The 3,964-nt window shown below is 45.9% G+C and carries 4 protein-coding genes; 2 read left to right on the top strand and 2 right to left on the bottom strand.

Going from position 1 to position 3,964, the window contains the following annotated elements; all coding sequences use genetic code 11:
• Positions 1 to 99 precede the first annotated feature (99 nt).
• Complete coding sequence (locus B7Y67_RS12435; protein WP_293598917.1) at positions 100 to 1,311, bottom strand: DUF2863 family protein; 1,212 nt, start codon at positions 1,309 to 1,311, stop codon at positions 100 to 102.
• A gap of 11 nt (positions 1,312 to 1,322) precedes the next feature.
• On the bottom strand, positions 1,323 to 2,099 hold the full coding sequence (gene yaaA, locus B7Y67_RS12430) for a peroxide stress protein YaaA (RefSeq protein ID WP_293598916.1): 777 nt from the start codon (positions 2,097 to 2,099) through the stop codon (positions 1,323 to 1,325).
• 68 nt (positions 2,100 to 2,167) lie between these two features.
• On the opposite strand from yaaA, the gene B7Y67_RS12425 reads away from it, so the two are divergent.
• A complete protein-coding gene (locus tag B7Y67_RS12425; RefSeq protein WP_293598915.1) occupies positions 2,168 to 3,370 on the top strand; it encodes a methionine aminotransferase in 1,203 nt (400 codons plus the stop codon).
• A gap of 41 nt (positions 3,371 to 3,411) precedes the next feature.
• Positions 3,412 to 3,964: glutathione S-transferase N-terminal domain-containing protein (locus B7Y67_RS12420; protein ID WP_293598918.1), on the top strand; the 553-nt coding region annotated here is incomplete at its 3' end.

Raw genomic sequence — 3,964 nt, 5'->3', positions numbered from 1 at the left:
CCATTTACGCAGAACTAAATCTTAGCTCTGACTCCACAATGGAAAAGCCGAGAATCTCTCGGCTTTTTTACTTTATAAGATTCAAGGTAGACTGAAATGCTAATGAAATAAAGGCTGCTGGGTAGGCGCGTCATCAGGCAACTCTGCATGGATGGCGTCACCCGATCGATCTGGAAACAGAGGGGCTCCGCAATCATCACAAAGCTCTGGGTCAAATAGCATTGCATGACGGAAGACATCTTCAACACCCGCATCCCTGAGGGCGTCGGCGATTCGCTTCATCGGACTCTCATCGTCCGATAAATCATTCAGGGCATCATTAGCAACACTCTCTCGGTCGTATAAAGGCCAAATCACACCATATACAACTTCTGAAGAACCTTTTAAGCTAAATGAGATTCGATACTCGTCAGCTTGATCTTCACCGAATGCGCCAACGACGCAGGATAATCCAGCCGGAAGAACTCCAAGCGTACTTTCAAGAAAGTTCACGGCAGCCCGAATGCTTAATGGACGTACCTGCTTATCTGCCAATCGGCAATTTGTAAAATATGCTTCAGGTAATAAGAGCTCAAACTCGCAACCAGGCAAAAGTGCCGCAATAGGTTCTTGCATCATGTTTTGCCAACCTATCAAGCTGACGCCACGCTCTTGACGTGTTGGCGCATCAGCTTGCCACCGGAAAAGTGGTGAGCCAGAAGGTGCAGCAACAGCTGCAATAATAAAACGTGGATCAGCCAGAACTGCAATAGTCTCCGACATCTCTCGCAACTCTAATTTGACCTCACTAGCGCTAATAGCAGCGCTTGCTAAGGCCTCAGTAAGCAGGCGTGTTTGGCAATGTGAGTGTGGCATCTGATCAATGCTGTAAAGCCAGGGAACGATGGCTAAGCGTGCATCAGTGGAAGTGATTGAGCTATGTAATGCAGCGGCTGTAGATTCAATGACGCTCACTGAAAGAGCGCCAGAAGGAATCTGATAGCGGGTATGAGCAACAATAGGTAAAGCCAACAAAAGAACATCCCAGTTCTGGCCCTCATGCTCCATTAGCAAAGACTCAGCCAGGGTCTCAGCACAGTCTGCAAGTACCTCGAAGGCCACCGTATTAATTCGAAATGTTTGATCGAGAGCGGCATCAATCACATTTTGATTTTGGCTTTTGAGAAGACGCATTAGGCGAACATTTAAACGTTCCTCCCAAAACTGATCCTCAATGTGACTCCCGGAAGCTGCTAAGGAAATAGCGTCAGCAACTAGGCGCTCGACATCAGGTGAGGAGCGTTGCGAGGACTTAGTGCGATGAACAGCCATGAAGCACTCTCCTACTTTCTTTCGGGACGTTTAAATAGCGGCTTTTCTTCTGTAGATTCAGAGGCAACATATTTGTAACCATCTACATTGAAGCCATTTAGATCCACTGGATTAGATATACGGTTCTCGACCACATAGCGCGCCATCAAGCCCCTAGCCCGCTTGGCATAGAAGGAAATGATTTTGTATTTGCCGTCTTTGCCATCCTGAAATACGGGAGAGATGACTGGGCAATCCAAGTTCTTCGCCTGTAATACCTTAAAGTACTCATCAGAGGCTAAATTGAGGAGAAAAGGCTTCTTCTGCTTCTCCAGCACTGCCTTTAAGGAGTTGGTTACACGCTCACCCCAAAACGCATATAAGTCTTTACCTCGAGCATTTTGAAAGGAGGTGCCCATTTCCAGGCGATAAGGCTGCATTAGATCCAGGGGGCGAAGTGCACCATACAAACCCGAAAGAATGCGAATATGGTCTTGCGCAAAATCAAGGGTCTTTTGATTTAGCGTCTTAACATCAAAACCATCATAAACGTCACCGTTAAAGGCGTAAATCGCTGGCCTACTATTTTCTTCAGTAAATTTCTTAGACCAGTCACGGTAGCGCCCCACATTCAGTGCAGCCAATTGATCTGACAGCCCCATGAGATTAGCGACCTCCTGAGGCGAGAGCTTCTTGAGATCCGCTATCAACTTTGCAGATTCAGAGACGAATTCCGGGAGAGTCGGAGCCTTGGCCTTGACCGGTGTTTTGTAATCTAAGGATTTAGCAGGTGAAAGGACGATCAACATGGCACAATTTGAGGATGAATAACTACCATTCTAGCGACTACCTACCTTATTTGCCCTAAACCGCCCGCATGAACCAAAATCCCCTACTGACGCCAGCATTTCCGAGTCGCCTACCAAAAGTAGGAACAACGGTATTTACAGTCATGTCGGCTCTCGCTACAGAGCATCAAGCTATTAACCTAGGGCAAGGCTTTCCAGACTTTCCATGTGATCGAGAGCTCATATCTCAAGTCAACTCAGCAATGCTGTCTGATCAAAATCAATATCCACCAATGATCGGGGTCGCTGAGTTACGTCACGGTGTATCGAAAAAAATATCCACTTTGTATGGTCATGACTACGATCCCGATACAGAAATTACTATCACCGCTGGAGGCACTCAAGGAATCCTGACGGCAATCTTGTCATGCGTGGGCGCTGGCGACGAAGTTGTCATCATCGAGCCTGCTTACGATAGCTATCGCCCTTCGATTGAGATGGCTAGTGGAAAAGTAATCGCTGTATCTTTGATTGCCAATCGTGATGATCAAGGCCGCGTTAATTCTTACTCAATACCTTGGGATGATTTGACCAAAGCAGTTAATCCAAAGACACGACTCGTCATCATCAACACTCCGCATAATCCAACTGGAATGATTTGGCAGAAGACCGATCTAGACCGCCTGGCAAATTTAGTGAGAGATACCAATGCGCTGATCTTAAGTGATGAGGTCTACGAGCATATGGTGTACGACGGACATCAACACGCCAGCATAGCCAGCCATCCTGAATTAGCGGCGCGAAGTTTCTTGATATCAAGTTTCGGTAAAACCTACCATGTCACCGGCTGGAAAGTAGGTTATGTAGCTGCACCTGCAGCGATGATGGCGGAGTTTCGCAAGATACATCAATTCAATGTCTTCACAGTAAACACGCCAATGCAATATGGTTTGGCCAAGTACCTTGAGAATGCGGAGCACTACTTAGGGCTGTCATCCTTTTATCAGGCTAAGCGGGATTTCTTTAGCAAAGGCTTAACTCAAACAGGCTTTGAATTATTGCCAGCACCAGCAACCTATTTTCAGTGCGTTAACTACACTAATTTGCAGATCCCTCAAGCCAAGATGGGCGAAGCGGATTTCTGCTCTTGGCTTACTACCAAGATTGGTGTCGCCGCTATTCCAGTATCTGCTTTCTATGCTCATCCGGTTGAGTCCGGCGTTATCCGTTTTTGTTTTGCTAAAAAAGAAGAAACGCTTTCAAAAGCATTAGAGCGTTTACAAACCCTGTAGAAGAGGAATCCATCATGGCAATAAGCAAACCCAAGAAAGACATCATTGATGTTTATAGCTGGCCGACACCAAACGGTCATAAAGTTCACATCATGCTTGAAGAGTGTGGCTATAAATTAGATAAAGACTGGATTGCCCATCCAATTGATATTGGTGCAGGCGATCAGTTCAAGCCAGAATTCTTGGCCATTAGCCCAAATAATAAGATTCCTGCCATCGTTGATCCGCAAGGGCCTGATGGCAAACCGATCCATCTTTTTGAGTCCGGAGCAATACTGCTCTACCTAGCTTCCAAAACAGGGAAGTTTTTACCCAAATCCACTCGAGGTAAATATGAAGTCTTGCAATGGCTCATGTTCCAAATGGGTGGCTTGGGACCCCTATTGGGTCAAAACCACCACTTTCGAATCTATGCACCAGAAAAAATTGACTATGCAATCACTCGATATACCAATGAAGCCAAGCGCTTATATGGCGTGGTCGACCATCAACTGAAAGATAATCCTTATATTGCTGGTAAAAATTATTCGATAGCCGATATCGCTATTTTTCCATGGACGAGAAATTGGAAAAACCAAGGCATTGATATTAATG

It is taken from the genome of Polynucleobacter sp. 35-46-11 (genome assembly GCF_002281105.1).
Note: the sequence above shows the minus strand (reverse complement) of the source record. Positions and strands in the feature narration are given on the sequence as shown.